Origin of the sequence: Microbispora sp. NPDC088329, assembly GCF_040685655.1 — a bacterium.
Taxonomy (GTDB): domain Bacteria; phylum Actinomycetota; class Actinomycetes; order Streptosporangiales; family Streptosporangiaceae; genus Microbispora.
The window spans coordinates 190,946-204,716 of sequence record NZ_JBFBIP010000017.1 but is presented as its reverse complement, the minus strand read 5'-3'; the positions used below and the strand labels follow the sequence as shown (position 1 = coordinate 204,716).

The window sequence follows — 13,771 nt, the reverse complement described above, 5'->3', positions numbered from 1 at the left end:
CCGGACGGGTCTTCCGTGACGTGCGACTGGTCACACTTCCGCGCGCCGGTCACGTGGCACAGATGGAGTACCCCGAGCTCGTTGCCCGCGAGGCGGCCGCGCACTCCGGCGCCGCGATGTGAGAAATCAAGGGATCATGCCGTACGCCTGGGCGATCAGCTCGTAGGAGCGCAGGCGTGCCGCGCCGCCGTGGACCTGTGTTGTGATCATCAGCTCGTCGGCCCCGGTGCGCTTGCGCAGCTCCTCCAGCCCGTCGCGCACGGTCTGCGGGTCGCCGTGGACCACCGTCGACAGCCGTTCGCGGACGAACTCCCGCTCCATCGGGGTGTACGGATACGCCTCCGCCTCCTCCGGAGTGGGCGTCCGGCCGGGGCGGCCTTGCCGCAGGCGCAGCCACGACAGCGCGCCCGGCATGGTCTGACGCAACGCCTCCTCCTCGGTGTCGGCCGCGACGGCCGCCACCCCGATCAGCGCGTACGGCCGGTCGAGCACCTCCGACGGCCGGAACGAGGAGCGGTAGAGGTCGAGCGCGGGCTCGGTGTTGGCGGCGCTGAAGTGGTGGGCGAAGGCGAACGGCAGCCCGAGCAGCCCGGCGAGCCTGGCGCTGAACCCGCTGGAGCCGAGCAGCCAGATCGGCGGGCGGTCGTCGCCGCGCGGCACCGCCTGGATCTTCTGGTACGGATGGCCGGGCGGGAAGGCGCCGTCGAGGAAGCCGGTCAGCTCGGCCACCTGCTGGGGGAACTCGTCGGGGTCCACCTCGGCCGAGCGGCGCAGGGCGTTCGCCGTGGCCATGTCGGTGCCGGGGGCGCGGCCGAGACCGAGGTCGATGCGGCCGGGGTGCAGCGCGTGCAGAGTGCCGAACTGCTCGGCGATCACCAGCGGCGCGTGGTTGGGCAGCATCACGCCGCCGGAGCCGATCCGGATCGACCGGGTCGCCGCCGCGAGATGCGCGATGAGTACGGCCGGGGAGGAGCTGGCCACCCCGGGCATCCCGTGGTGCTCGGCGACCCAGATGCGGTGATAGCCCCACTCCTCGGCCCGCCGCGCCAGTTCGGTGGCGTCGCGCAGCGCCTCGGTGGGCGTGGAGCCCTCACCGACGGTCGCGAGCTCCAGGATCGACAGTGGCACCTCGGCCGTCCCGCCCGGCACCCCGCGGATGTTGTCCTTGCTCATGCCACCCCCTCGCCTACCGGCTCGGGGTTGCATGCGTAAATCGCCTTGTGTCTATTGATTCGCTCACTTCGCTCGCTCATGTTGGGCCCAACCTGAGGTCGCATCAGCATATTTCCGGACACGGTGAGAGATGTGTTGCGTACCTCCGCTACCTGCCATGCTTGGACACATGAGCGAGCGAAAGCCCATTGAGTCGTGGTTGTCCGATATGGACGGGGTGCTGGTCCACGAGGGCCAGCCGGTGCCGGGTGCCGACGAGTTCATCAGACGGCTGAAGGAGTCGGGGAAGCGGTTCCTCGTCCTCACCAACAACTCGATCTACACCGCCCGGGACCTGTCCGTACGGCTGCGCGCGGCCGGGCTGGACGTGCCGCCGGAGTCGATCTGGACCTCCGCGCTGGCGACGGCCAAGTTCCTCGCCGACCAGCGGCCCGAGGGCTCGGCGTACGTCATCGGCGAGGCGGGCCTGACCACGGCCCTGCACGAGGTCGGCTACGTGCTGACCGACCTCGACCCCGACTACGTGGTGCTGGGTGAGACGCGCACCTACAGCTTCACGTCGATAACGCGGGCGATCCGGCTGATCGACAACGGCGCCCGCTTCATCGCGACCAACCCCGACCCCATCGGCCCCTCGACGGAGGGCTCGCTGCCGGCCTGCGGCGCGGTGGCCGCGATGATCACCAAGGCGACCGGGGTGGAGCCGTACTTCGTCGGCAAGCCGAACCCGATGATGATGCGCAGCGCGCTCAACCAGATCGACGCGCACAGCGAGACCACGGCCATGATCGGCGACCGCATGGACACCGACGTGGTCTGCGGCATCGAGGCCGGCCTGCACACGATCCTCGTGCTCACCGGCGTCACCCAGAAGGACCAGATCGACCGGTATCCGTTCCGGCCCACCCAGGTGGTCAACTCCGTGGCCGACCTGATCGACCTGATCTGAACCTGCCTGCTCCGTACCTGACGGAGCCTGTCAGGTACGGCTGCGATGCTGGCCGAATGAACCACCGCGTCTATCTGGAAATCGGCCCCAAGAAGGTCTTCGCCTGCTCGATCGACTGGCCGGGCTGGTGCCGCATCGGCAGGACGGAGGAGGCCGCGCTCGGCACCCTCGTGGACTACACGCCGCGCTACCGGGTGATCGCCGAGCGGGCGGGGCTGGAGTTCGCGCCGGGGGACCCGGCGGTCGTCGAGCGGGTCAAGGGCGACAGCACGACGGACTTCGGCGCGATCTCCGCCATCCCGGACTTCGACCGGGAGCCGGTGGACGCGCCGGAGGCCGCGCGTACGGCCGCCCTCGCCCGCGCGGCCTGGGCGGTGTTCGCCGAGGTGGCCGCGGCCTCCCCGGAGGAGCTGCGCAAGGGGTCCAGGGGCGGCGGCAGGGACAGGGACAAGATGGCCGCCCATGTCGTGGAGGCCGAGCGCTCGTACGCGAGGAAGATCGGGGTTCGGCACAAGCCCTTCACCGGCGAGGCCGGCCTGACCGCCATGCGGGAGGACATCGGGCGCGTGCTCGCACGGCCCGCGGAGGCGTTCCCTCCCGGCGGTGCGGGCTGGCCCGTCCGGTACGCCGCCCGCCGCATCGTCTGGCACGTCGTCGACCACATCTGGGAGATGGAAGACCGGCGCGTCTAAGCGAGGGTCTCGGCGGCGCGCAGCGCGAGGGCGACCACGGCGGCGTCCTCGGGGACGCGCACGTCCCGGCCGGTGAGCTCGCGGAAGCGCGCGAAGCGGTGCTGCACGGTGTTGCGGTGGCAGTAGAGGGCCGCGGCCGTGTCGGCGACGGAGCCCGACCCGGCCAGGTGGGTCCGCACGGTCTCCAGCAGCCGCTCGCCCTCCGCCCCGCCCAGGGCGGACAGGGGACCGATCACCTGGTGCGCGAGCTCGGCCGCCAGTTCCCGGCTGCCGCAGACGAAGACCTCCAGCCAGACGTCCTCAAGCCGCCTCGGCCCCGTACCGGCCCGCGACGCCCCCGCGGCCGCCGAGGCCAGCCGTACGGCGCGGGAGACCTCCGACAGGCAGGCGACGACGGGGGAGACGCCGCAGCGCACCCCCGTGAGCGCGGAGAGGACCGACCGCGGCGGGTCGGCGGCCCGGGCCGGCGGCTGCACGATCAGCACGTCGCCGGTCGGCGACTCGTGCCGGTAGCAGTGCACCCCACTCCCGGCCATGCCCCCGCCCCCGGCCATGCTCGCGGTCATCGCCGCCTCCGCCGCGCGCAGCGCCGCTCCCTCCCCGGGATGGGCGACCACGGCGAGGAGGGGCTGCGACGGGTCGAACCCGAGGACCCGGCCGGCGTCGCGGACCACGTCGGGGTTGCGGCCCTGGTTGTCCATGAGCCGGGTGAACCAGGCCCTGCGCTGGTCCTCCCGCTGCCGTCCCATTTCCAGCACCGCCCGCTGGTAGCCCGTCATCAGCCCGGTCACGTGCTGCTCCACCGCCTCCCACACGAGGTGGGCCCCGGCGATCAGGCCGGGCAGGGCGTCCGGCGTCGCACGCGCGTTCATGGCCTGCCAGAGCACCCGGGCGTCACGCCGCGCGGCGGCCAGCAGCGACTCCAGCGGCACCCCCTGACCGGCCCTGCGCTCCCCGACGCGCTCGGAGTAACCGGCCATGCCGGGGGCGACCGATCCCGTGGCGATGTGCCGCAGCAGCATGTCCAGCCCGTTCAGCGCCGTGCCCCGCAGCTCGTCCCGGGAGACGGGCGGGTCGGGTGAGCCGTACGGCTCGACGAGCTCGACCTGGGCCAGCCACTCCTCGACGATCGCGTCCAGGTCGTCGAGACAGCGCAGCGCGAGCTCGGTCACCGAGGCCGGAGGAGGAGTGTTCACCTGCACAATGTAGCCGCCGATTTCCGCGACGGAATGCCGTTGGGCAGGCCCCTGGCCTGCACCTACGGTTGATTCGCCCGCAAAGACGGGCCGCAAGCGGAGACGAAAGCGAGGGCGGACTGTGCACCTGACGCCTCGCGAGCAGGAGCGCCTCACCCTTTTCACGGTCGCGGAACTGGCGCGCCGGCGCCGGGCCCGGGGCCGGCGGCTCAACGCCCCCGAGGCCATCGCCCTGCTCTGCGACGAGATACTCGAACGCGCCTGGGACGGCGCGTCCCTGGACGAGGTCGTGGCGGCGGCGCGGTCGCTGCTCACCGCCGACGACGTCATGGAGGGCGTGCCCGACCTGGTGCCACAGGTGCAGGTCGAGGCGCTGTTTCCCAACGGCACGGCCCTGGTCTGCGTCGACACCCCATTCGGCGCGGCGGACGGGCGCGGCCCCGGCGCGGTGGAGACCGCCGACGGGGAGCTGTGCCTCAACGAGGGGCGCGACCGGGGACGGATCACCGTACGCAACGAGGGCGAGCAGACCGTCTACGTCTCCTCGCACTTCCCCCTCGACCAGGTCAACCCGGCCCTGTCCTTCGACAGGACGCAGGCGGAGGGCATGCGCCTGGACATCCCGGCGGGCACGGCGCTCGCCTTCTCCCCGGGTGAGGAGCGACTGGTGGAGGTGGTGAAGGCGTGACGACCATGCCGAGGGAGACCTACGCGAAGATCTACGGCCCGACCACGGGCGACCGCGTACGGCTCGGCGACACCTGCCTGTGGGTCGAGATCGAGCACGACGACACGCCGTACGGCGACGAGTTGCTCGGCGGCTGCGGCAAGACGCTGCGGGACGGCCTGCTGGCCTCCCCGCGCGCCGACCGCGAGTCGGCGCTCGATCTGGTCGTGACCAACGTCGTGCTGCTCGACGCGGTGCTCGGCGTGCGCAAGACGGCCATCGGCGTCAAGGACGGCCGGGTCGTCGGCATCGGCGCCGCGAACACCGGCAGCGGGGACTTCGCGATCGACTCCCATACGGCGATCGTCACCGGCGAGGGCCTCATCGCCACGCCGGGCGTCATCGACTCGCACGTACACCTGTCCTCGCCCGAGATCGCCCCGGCGGCGCTCGCCTCCGGTGTGACGACCGTCGTCGGCATGGGCCTCGGCGGCGTCTGGGACGTGGGCTGCAACCCCGCGCACAACCTGCACACGCTGATGAGCGCCTGGCGGGGCACCCCGATGAACGTCGCCTTCCTCGCCCGCGGTTCCTCGAGCTCCCCGAGGCTCCTGGAGGAGGCCGTGCTCGCCGGCGCCGGCGGTTTCAAAATCCATGAGGACTTCGGCGCGACGCCCCGGATCGTGGACACCTGCCTCGGGGTCGCCGAGCAGGCGGACCTGCCGGTCGCGCTGCACACCGACTCGATGAACGAATCGGGCTACCTGGCCGACACGATCGCCGCCACCCGGGGCCGCACGGTTCACGCCTACCACGTCGAGGGCGGCGGTGGTCATCCCGACCTGCTCAAGATCCTCTCCGAGCCGAACATCCTGCCGTCGTCGACGACGCCGACCATCCCCTACACCACCAACACGGTCGGCGAGCTGTTCCCGATGACGATGACCGTCCACCGGCAGAACCACCACATCGACAGCGACGTCGAGGTGACCCGCACCCGGATCAGGGCGCACGCCATCGCGGCCGAGAACGCGCTGCACGACCTCGGCGCCATCAGCATCGTCAACTCCGACTCGATGGGCATGGGCCGGGTCGCCGAGACGATCCGCAGGACCTGGCAGCTCGCGCACCTCCAGGCGCTGCGCGCGGGGGCCGGTCACCGACCGGACAACGCCCGGGTGCTGCGTTATCTGGCCAAGCTCACCCTGAACCCCGCCGTCGCCCACGGGATCGCGCACGAGGTCGGCACGCTCCAGCCGGGGCGCCTGGCCGACATCGTGCTGTGGAACCCGGCGTGGTTCGGCACCAAGCCCGAGCTCGTGATCAAAGCCGGTTTCGTGGCCTGGGGCGTGTCCGGCAGCGGCTCGGGCTCGACCCGGCTGACCCAGCCCCGGGTCTACCGCCCCTACTTCGGCGGGCTCGGCGACGCGCCGGCCCGCCTGTCGCGGATCTTCGTCGCCCACGAGGCGCTGGACTCCGCGGACGCCCGTGACGCGCTGCCCGCGGGCCTGCGCTACGCGGCAATCCGCCGCTCACGCGGCCTTACCAGGGCCGACATGTGCCGCAACACGGCGACCCCGCGGGTCGAGGTGTCCCGGGAGCCCGGTCCCGTCCTGGTGGACGGGAGCGAGGTCCACGTGGACCCGGCCACCGAGGTGCCACTGTCCCGACTGCATCACTTCGCCTAGTCCCCCTGGTGATACGCAATTGAGTACGAGCAAGGCCCGCGGCGCGGGCATCGCGTCCTTCGTCGGCACCTCCATCGAGTGGTACGACTTCTACATCTACGGAACCGCCTCGGCGCTGGTGTTCGGCAAGCTGTTCTTCCCCGAGGCCAGCCCCACCGCGGGTGTGATGGCGTCCTTCGCCACGTTCTGGGTCGGGTTCCTGGCCCGTCCGCTCGGCGGTGTGGTCTTCGGCCACCTCGGCGACCGGATCGGCCGCAAGGGCACGCTCATCACCACGCTGCTCCTCATGGGCGGCGCGACGACCCTGGTGGGCGTGCTGCCCACGTACGCGTCCGTCGGCATGGCCGCGCCCGCGCTGCTGGCCGTGCTGCGCCTGGTGCAGGGCATCGCGGTGGGCGGCGAGTGGGGCGGCGCGGTGCTGATCGCCGCCGAGCACGCCGGGCCCAAGCGCATCTTCTACGCGGCGTTCGCCCAGCAGGGCTCGCCCGCGGGCTCGATCCTGGCCACCGGCATGTTCGCCCTGGTCAACCTGCTGCCGGACGACGCGTTCCTGTCGTACGGCTGGCGCATCCCGTTCCTCGCCTCCGCCGTCCTGCTCGTGATCGGGCTCGTCATCCGGCTGAGGGTCGAGGAGTCGCCGGAGTTCGTGCGGATGCGCGAGCAGCGTGAGGTCGCCAAGCTCCCCGTCGCCGAGGTCCTGCGCACGGCGTGGCCGCTGGTGCTGCTCGGCATCGGCGCGAGCGGCGTCGGCATCGCGTCGGCCTACTTCACCAACACCTTCATCCTGTCGTGGGCCACCACCGACCTCGGCATCACGAAGGGCACGATGCTGAACGTGCTGCTCGTCGTGTCGGTCGTGCAGTTCGTCACGCAGCCCGTGGGCGCGGTGCTCGGCCAGCGCTGGGGAGCCGCGAAGTACATGCTGGCGGCGTTCACCGTGCTGATCGTCATGACGCCGGTGACGTTCCTGCTCGTCGGCACCGGTTCCGCGCCGCTCGCCACGCTGGGCCTCGCCCTGAGCATCGTGTTCGGCGGCGGGTCGTACGCGGCGCTGGCGGGCTTCCTCGCCGAGGTGTTCCCCGCCAGGGTGCGCTACACCGGCATCTCGCTGTCCTACCAGCTGTGCGGCGCGCTGATCGGCGGCACCACCCCGCTCATCGCGCAGGCGCTGCTGACCTGGTCGGGAACGATCTGGCTCGTCGTGGCGCAGTACATCGTGATCATCCTGCTGACGATGGCGTGCGTCGCCGGTCTCCGGCACCGCTCCGCCGTCGCGGCGGAGGCCCGGCCCGTCGCCACGGCCGCCTGAGCACCCTCGAAGGGAAGCACCATGCGTCTGGACGTCCTGTTCGTCAACGGCCGGTTCACCACCCTGGACCCCGACCGGCCCTTCGCGACCCGGCTCGGCGTGTTCGCCGGCCGGATCGCCGGGCTGGACGAGGACCTGGACGGGCTCACCGCCGAGGTCGTCGTCGACCTCGGCGGGGCGCCGGTGGTGCCGGGGTTCAACGACGCCCACCACCACCTGAGCATGCGGGGCCAGCGGCTGCGCGAGCTGAACCTGCGCGACGGCCAGGTGCGGACGCTCGACGAGCTGTACGCGAAGGTCGCCGAGCGCGCCGCGGGCCTGCCGCGGGACGCGTGGGTCAAGGGAGCGGGCTACGACCAGAACAAGCTGGGCGGGCTACACCCGAGCCGCGAGGCGCTCGACCGGGCGGCCGGCGGCCGTCCCGTCTGGCTCCAGCACGTCTCCGGCCACATGGGCGTCGCGAACACGGCGGCCTTCGCCCGCATGGGCTTCGAACGCGTCGAGGACGTGCCGGACGTCGCCGGCGGCACGGTCGGGCGGGACGCCGACGGGCGGCCCGACGGACTGCTGGCCGAGCAGGCCCAGGGCCTGGCCGACGCCGTGCTGCGCCCGGTGCCGTTCGAGGACTTCGTCGAGGGCATCGCGCTGGCCGGCCGGGTGGCGGCGAGTGAGGGCCTGACCAGCTTCACCGAGCCGGGCATCGGGCGCGGGCTGGCCGGCAACGGCCCCTGGGACCTCGCGGCGTTCCAGGAGGCGGTGCGGCGGGGCGTGCTGCCGCAGCGGGCCACGCTGATGCCCGGCTCGCCCAACCTCCACGACATCGGTGAGGGCTGGTTCGGGCTCGACCTCGGGTTCCGCACCGGCATCGGCGACGAACGGCTGCGGATCGGGCCGGTCAAGCTGTTCTCGGACGGCTCGCTCATCGGCCGCACCGCCGCCATGTGCTGCGACTACGAGGGGGAGCCGGGCAACCGGGGACTGCTGCAGCAGGACGCCGAGGCGCTGCGCGCCTTCATCCTGCGGGCGCACGCGGCGGGCTGGCAGATCGCCACCCACGCCATCGGCGACCACGCGGTCGACGTGGTCCTCGACGCGTACGAGGAGGCGCAGGCGCGCGATCCCCGGGCCGACGCTCGCCACCGCATCGAGCACTGCGCGGTGACCAGCGACGCCCAGGTGGCCCGGATCGCGAGGCTCGGCGTGATCCCGGTGCCCCAGGGCCGGTTCGTCTCCGAGCTCGGCGACGGGATGCTCGCCGCCCTCGGCCCCGAGCGGTCGCTCGGCTGCTACCGCCAGAGGTCGTTCCTGGAGGCCGGCATTGTGATCCCGGGCAGCTCCGACTGCCCGGTGGCCGACGGCGCCCCGCTGCTCGGCATCCACGACCTGGTCAACCGCCGTACGGCGAGCGGCGTGCCGTTCACCCCGGCCGAGGCCCTCACGGTGGAGCAGGCGCTGCGCGCCTACACGGTCGGCTCGGCGTACGCCGCGGGGGAGGAGCGGGACAAGGGCACGCTGTCGCGCGGCAAGCTCGCCGATTTCGTCGTCCTGAGCGACGACCTGTTCACGGTCGCCCCCGAGCGCATCAGGGACGTCGCCGTGCTCGCCACGGTCGTCGGCGGCGCCGTCGTCTTCGACGAGGCCGGCCTGTCCGCCTAATGGATGTACATTGTTACCATGGTAACAGTGCAACGGACGCAGACCGGCCTTCGCATCGAGCGCAACACGCTGAAGGTGCTCAAGGGCCTGGCCGAATACCTGGACATGTCCCTCGGCGACCTCGTGGAGGGAATCGTCCTGCACGCCTTCGAGGGCAAGGCGCCGTTCGGGCCGGAGACCCTCGCGAAGATCGGTCAGCTCAAGGAGGTCTACGGCCTGACGCTCACGGCCGCCGACGCCCACCGGCTGGAGGAGAGGTGAGCGCCGGGCCGCGGCGCCGCCTCGCCGGCAGGCTCAGGGTCGCGCTCCCGCCCGCCGAGGCGTTCCGGCTGTTCACCCCGTACGGCGAGCGGGACTGGGTGGAGGGATGGGAGCCGCGGTTCCCCGAGCGGGTCACGGACGACACGGAGCCCGGCACGGTCTTCCGGACCCATGCGGACGGCGCGGCCACCACGTGGATCGTCCTGCACCGCGAGCCCGGCCGGTCGGTCTCCTACGCCCGGCTGCGCGAGGGGGTCCACGCCGGCACCGTCGGCGTCACGCTCGCTGCGGCGGAGCGCGGGCACAGCGATGTGACGGTCACCTACGACCTCACCGCGCTGACCGCCGAGGCCGAGGCCGACCTGGCCGCCTTCGCCGCCGGCTATCCGGCGTTCCTGCGCTCCTGGGAGGGCGCCATCGCCGCTCACCTGGGCGAGGCGCCGTAGCTCAGTCCTCCGTACGGCGCAGGCGCTTGAGGTCGGAACGCTGTTTCTTGGCCGCCAGGCGCCGCTCGACCGAGCCCTTGGACGGCTTGGTGGGGCGGCGCCGCTTCGGCGGCGGCGCGATCGCGTCGCGCAGCAGGGCGGCGAGCCGTTCCCGCGCCGCCTCCCGGTTGCGCAGCTGCGAGCGGTGCTCCGAGGCCGTCACCGTGAGCACGCCGTCCACCAGGCGGGCGGCGAGCCGTTCGGCCGCACGGGCTTTCAGGGCGGCGCCGAGGGCGGTCGTGTGTGCGAGATCGAAGCTCAGCTCGACCCGGCTGTCGGTGGTGTTGACGCCCTGGCCGCCGGGGCCGGACGAGCGGGAGAAGCGCCAGGCGAGCTCCGCCTCGGGCACGACGACCGAGCCGCGCACGTGCAACGGGCCTTGCATGACGCTCCTTCCTCGAACCGCGGGGACCATCAACCTATCCGGGTGAATATCGCCACCGCTCTTCATTTATCACCGTAAACGCGGCGTGCGGTTGTCTCGGTCCATCGCGTCGTGCACAGTGACCCCCGGTATTCCGGCGAAGGGATGGCGGGAGCATGACCTCGATCGTGGGCGTCCACGGCATCGGCAAGTACCACTACTTCGAGGAGGCCGGCGGGTCGGCGGCCGGCGCGGCCGGTGCGATGCGCGCCAAGTGGAACGCCTACCTGCACGAGGGTCTCGCCGGCCGGGCCGCAGGCGCCGGCGACTACTTCGCCGAGATCGCCTACTACGCCCACCACCTGCACAGCGGGCCGCCGAAGCCGCCGCGGCAGATGGGGGCGCCGGCCAAGCTGGTCCTCGCCGACTGGGCGGCCCAGCTCGGCGGCCCGTTCCGCGACGTGGCGGGGGAGTCGCTCACCGGTCTCGCGCATCGGCTGGCCGAGTGGCTGCTGACGAGGATGGGCCCGCAGGCGGTGCGCTTCGCGCAGGACTTCTGCCCGGAGGTGGCCGCCTATCTGGGCGGCGGCGATCCGCGGGTGCGGGCGCGCGACGCGGTGGCCGAGGTCGTCCGCAGGCGGCGACCCCGGGTGGTCGTCGCCCACTCCCTCGGCAGCGTCGTGGCCTACGAGGCGCTGTGGGCGCATCCCGATCTCTCGGTCGACCTGTTCGTGACCCTGGGCAGCCCCCTCGGCATGCGCGACGTGGTCTTCGAGCGGCTCGCGCCGCTTCCGGTGCGGGGCAGGGGGGCACGCCCGCCGGGAGTGCGCCGCTGGGTCAACATCGCCGACAAGGACGACATCGCCGCCATCCCGGCCGTGCTGTCGTCGTGCTTCGACGGCGTCGACCGGGACGTCTCCTGCGACATCGACTGGCTCGACTTCCACACCGTGCGCAACTACCTGCGCTGCGCGAGCGCCGGGGAGTACCTCAAGCCCTATGTGACGTGAGTTCCGAACACCGTTTATGATCGTACGACCATGAAGACTGTGCTTTTCGACTACGGCAACGTCGTGTCGCTTCCCCAGGCCCCCGAAGACGTCGCACGGATGGCGGGAGGTGATCCGGGGTTCGAGGAGCGGTACTGGGAGGTGCGGCTCGACTTCGACCGGGGCTCGCTCGACCCGGCCGCGTACTGGTCCCACGTGTACGGCAGGCCGGTGGGCGGCCCGGAACTCGACCGCGTGGTCGCCCTCGACGTGGCGAGCTGGTCGCGGCCCAACGAGGAGACCGTGACGATCGTCGACGAGCTGGCCGGAGTCGGGGTGCCCATGGCGCTGCTGTCGAACATGCCGGTCTGCGTCGCCGAGGGCATCGACGCGCTGCCGTTCATGCGCCCGATCGGCCCGCGGTTCTACAGCGGCAGGATGGGCCTGGTGAAGCCCGAGCCGGAGATCTTCCACGAGACCGTGGCCTGGCTCGGGGTGGCCCCCGGCGACCTCGTCTTCGTGGACGACCGGCTGGAGAACGTCGCGGCGGCCGAGCAGGCGGGGCTCGCCGCCGTTCACTTCCGCGACGCCGCAGCCCTGCGGGAGGACCTCAAGGCGCTGCTGGGCTGAGCCCGCCGGCACCCCGACGATGAGCAGCCGGAGGCGCCGGTAGCGGAAGTGGAACGTCTGGCCCTTGGAGGACGACGGCAGGATGGTTTCCTCAAGCCCGGGCGGCCCGGCGCACGAACTGCTTTTGTGCATATCGCTGTCCCGGCAAGGTGCGGCGCTCAGGGGAGCGTGAACCTCCCGCGTCAGATGCCTGAACTCGCCGGAGGGCGGGGGTCGAGGGGCGGTGTGTCGAGCGGTCCGCCGGGGGCGGGGGGTTCGGGCGCGGCCGCGAGGACGTTCGTCCTGATCGTGACGAACGTGATGGCCGCCGCGACGGCCATCATGGCCGCGCCGGCCAGCATCGACGTGTGGAACCCCTCGGTGAACGCCGCGGGGGAGTCGTAGGCGTCCCCGGTCAACCCCACCAGCGGCGGGACGGCGGCGACGGCCAGGAGGCCGCCGGTCCTGGCCAGGGCGTTGTTGATCCCGCTGGCGACGCCCGCGTACCGCTCCTCCGCCGTGGCGAGCACGGTCGCGGTGAGCGGGGCGACGGCGGCGGACAGGCCGAGCCCGAACACGACCGCCGCGGGCATCACGTCGGCGAGATAGGACGAGCCCGGGGCGATGCGGCTCATGAGCAGCAACCCGGCCGCGCACAGGAGGATGCCTCCCGTCATGGGCAGGCGCGGGCCCACCCGCCTCGCCAGTTCGCCGGCCCGAGGCGACAGCAGCAGCATGAGGACCGTGACCGGGAGCATCGCCGACCCGGCGGCGATGGGGGAGAACCCGGCCGACACCTGGAGCTGGACGACCAGCAGGAAGAACACCAGGCCCATCGCCGCGTACATGACCAGCGTGACGACGTTGACCGCGGTGAACTCCCGCGAGGCGAAGACCCCCACGGGGACGAGGGACCGGGGGGAGCGCCGGACCTCCACCACCACGAAGCCGGCGGTCAGGACGAGCCCGGCGGCCAGCGGCACCAGGCCGTCGCCCGCGAGGATCAGGCCGTAGGTCAGCCCGGCCAGCGCCGGGGCGGCGAGGACGGTCCCGAGCACGTCGAACCGGCCGTGCGGCCCGGCGTCCCGGGTCTCGGGCACGTGCCGGGCGGCGACGCCGATCACGACGGCGGCCAGCGGCAGGTTGAGCAGGAACACCCACCGCCAGCCGGCCGCCTCCACGAGCCAGCCGCCGAGCAGCGGCCCGAGGGCGGCGGCCACACCGCCCAGCCCCGACCAGGCGCCGACGGCGCGGGGCCGGTCGTCCGGCACGTAGCTCGCCTGGATGATCGCCAGGGACCCGGGGATCAGCAGTGCCCCGCCGATGCCCTGGAGCGCACGGGCGAGCACGAGCACGGGCGTGTTCGGCGCGGCCCCGCAGAGGGCGGAGGCCAGGGCGAACCAGACGACCCCGGCGACGAAGACCTTCCGCCTGCCGAGCCGGTCGCCGAGCGACCCGCCCAGCAGGATCAGCGCGGCCATGGTGAGCGTGTAGGCGTTCACGGTCCACTGGAGGCCGGACATCCCGGTGCGCAGGTCGCGCCCGAGAGCGGGAAGGGCCACGTTGACCACGGTGCCGTCGAGCGTCGCCATGCCCGACCCGAGGACGGTGGTCAGCAGTACCCACCGGCCCGGCACCGAGCGAAGCCGGATATGTCCGGATGTCATGGACGCCATCATGCGCCACGCCGGGAGTGGACGGGTACGCCGATTACACAATTACGATCGCTCACA

General features: G+C 72.4%; 14 protein-coding genes. 10 read left to right on the top strand and 4 right to left on the bottom strand.

All coding sequences use genetic code 11. From position 1 onward, the window contains the following. Positions 1-126 precede the first annotated feature (126 nt). On the bottom strand, positions 127-1,173 hold the full coding sequence (locus AB0O28_RS28240; protein ID WP_363645286.1) for an LLM class flavin-dependent oxidoreductase: 1,047 nt from the start codon (positions 1,171-1,173) through the stop codon (positions 127-129). Positions 1,174-1,342: 169 nt separating this feature from the next. Here AB0O28_RS28240 and AB0O28_RS28235 point away from each other — a divergent pair, with 169 nt between their 5' ends. Together AB0O28_RS28235 and AB0O28_RS28230 are read left to right on the top strand one after the other, a co-directional pair. Then, positions 1,343-2,122: an HAD-IIA family hydrolase gene (locus AB0O28_RS28235; protein WP_363645284.1), complete on the top strand. Its 780-nt coding sequence runs from the start codon at positions 1,343-1,345 to the stop codon at positions 2,120-2,122. 56 nt (positions 2,123-2,178) lie between these two features. Beyond that, positions 2,179-2,814, top strand: coding sequence for a hypothetical protein (locus tag AB0O28_RS28230; protein ID WP_363645282.1), 636 nt, complete (start codon positions 2,179-2,181; stop codon positions 2,812-2,814). Here the strand turns inward: AB0O28_RS28230 and AB0O28_RS28225 are convergent. Then, positions 2,811-4,010 carry a helix-turn-helix domain-containing protein gene (locus tag AB0O28_RS28225; RefSeq protein WP_363645280.1) on the bottom strand — a complete coding sequence of 400 codons (1,200 nt, stop codon included), beginning with the start codon at positions 4,008-4,010 and terminating at the stop codon, positions 2,811-2,813. The genes AB0O28_RS28230 and AB0O28_RS28225 overlap by 4 nt on opposite strands. Before the next feature lie 121 nt (positions 4,011-4,131). Here AB0O28_RS28225 and AB0O28_RS28220 point away from each other — a divergent pair, with 121 nt between their 5' ends. From AB0O28_RS28220 to AB0O28_RS28195, 6 genes are read left to right on the top strand one after another with little or no spacing between them, the layout of a single operon-like run. Continuing rightward, on the top strand, positions 4,132-4,698 hold the full coding sequence (locus AB0O28_RS28220) for an urease subunit gamma (protein WP_363645278.1): 567 nt from the start codon (positions 4,132-4,134) through the stop codon (positions 4,696-4,698). Positions 4,699-4,703: 5 nt separating this feature from the next. Continuing rightward, entirely contained in the window at positions 4,704-6,365 is a 1,662-nt protein-coding gene (locus AB0O28_RS28215) for an urease subunit alpha (protein WP_363645300.1), read from the top strand. Between the two features lie 19 nt (positions 6,366-6,384). Then, entirely contained in the window at positions 6,385-7,674 is a 1,290-nt protein-coding gene (locus AB0O28_RS28210; RefSeq protein ID WP_363645276.1) for an MFS transporter, read from the top strand. 21 nt (positions 7,675-7,695) lie between these two features. Beyond that, a complete protein-coding gene (locus AB0O28_RS28205) occupies positions 7,696-9,330 on the top strand; it encodes an amidohydrolase (RefSeq protein ID WP_363645274.1) in 1,635 nt (544 codons plus the stop codon). Positions 9,331-9,357: 27 nt separating this feature from the next. Continuing rightward, complete coding sequence (locus AB0O28_RS28200; protein ID WP_363645272.1) at positions 9,358-9,591, top strand: hypothetical protein; 234 nt, start codon at positions 9,358-9,360, stop codon at positions 9,589-9,591. Then, positions 9,588-10,037: a hypothetical protein gene (locus tag AB0O28_RS28195; RefSeq protein ID WP_363645270.1), complete on the top strand. Its 450-nt coding sequence runs from the start codon at positions 9,588-9,590 to the stop codon at positions 10,035-10,037. The genes AB0O28_RS28200 and AB0O28_RS28195 overlap by 4 nt, the downstream gene beginning before the upstream one ends. Before the next feature lies 1 nt (position 10,038). Here AB0O28_RS28195 and arfB read toward each other — a convergent pair whose 3' ends face one another. Further along, the gene (gene arfB, locus AB0O28_RS28190) at positions 10,039-10,461 is read right to left on the bottom strand and encodes an alternative ribosome rescue aminoacyl-tRNA hydrolase ArfB (RefSeq protein ID WP_363645268.1); all 423 of its coding nucleotides are present in this window, start codon (positions 10,459-10,461) and stop codon (positions 10,039-10,041) included. Positions 10,462-10,616: 155 nt separating this feature from the next. Between arfB and AB0O28_RS28185 the strand changes: the two genes are divergently transcribed. Together AB0O28_RS28185 and AB0O28_RS28180 are read left to right on the top strand one after the other, a co-directional pair. Beyond that, positions 10,617-11,450, top strand: a complete 834-nt coding sequence (locus AB0O28_RS28185; RefSeq protein ID WP_363645266.1) for a hypothetical protein — start codon at positions 10,617-10,619, stop codon at positions 11,448-11,450. 30 nt (positions 11,451-11,480) lie between these two features. Next, complete coding sequence (locus tag AB0O28_RS28180; protein WP_363645264.1) at positions 11,481-12,059, top strand: HAD-IA family hydrolase; 579 nt, start codon at positions 11,481-11,483, stop codon at positions 12,057-12,059. A 182-nt stretch (positions 12,060-12,241) separates the two neighbouring features. Here the strand turns inward: AB0O28_RS28180 and AB0O28_RS28175 are convergent, their stop codons facing one another. Beyond that, positions 12,242-13,705: an MFS transporter gene (locus tag AB0O28_RS28175; protein WP_363645262.1), complete on the bottom strand. Its 1,464-nt coding sequence runs from the start codon at positions 13,703-13,705 to the stop codon at positions 12,242-12,244. Positions 13,706-13,771: the final 66 nt, after the last annotated feature.